1 protein-coding gene is annotated in these 621 nt (G+C 60.5%); it reads right to left on the bottom strand.

The genetic code is table 11. The features are described from left to right. On the bottom strand, window positions 1-621 hold a 621-nt coding region (gene gshB / locus A3754_RS07670; RefSeq protein ID WP_063519231.1), incomplete at both ends, for a glutathione synthase.

The following is a 621-nucleotide window of genomic DNA, read 5'->3' on the forward strand; positions in this document are numbered from 1 at the left end:
ATCCAGCTCGCGGATACAGGTGGGGCTGGTCACGTTGATTTCGGTGAGATAATCACCAATCACGTCCAGACCCACAAAATACAGCCCCTTGCGTTTCAGGGTCGGCCCCACTTGTTCGCAGATCCAGCGATCCCGGTCACTCAATTCCCGGCCCTGACCGGTGCCGCCGGCGGCCAGATTGCCGCGCAGCTCGCCTTCCTTGGGGATCCGTGCCAGCGCATAGGGCACCGGCTCGCCGTTGATCATCAGGATGCGCTTGTCCCCTTCGGTGATCTCCGGCACAAAGCGCTGGGCCATGATCGGCGTCTTGCCGTGCTGGGTGAGCACTTCGATCACCACCGAGATGTTGGGGCTGTCCTTGCGTACCCGGAAAATATTGCTGCCACCCATGCCGTCCAGCGGCTTCATCACGGTGTCACCAAACTCCTGTACAAAATTGCGCAGCAGGGTGGACTGGCTGGACACCAGGGTGGGCGCGCAGCACTGCGGGAAGTCGGTGGCGAACAGCTTTTCATTGCTGTCGCGCACACTGCCCGGACGATTGACCACCAGCACCCCTTCTCGCTCCACTTTCTCGAGCAGGTAGGTCGCGTAGATGTATTCCGCATTAAAGGGCGGATC

Source organism: Alcanivorax sp. HI0083, assembly GCF_001635175.1.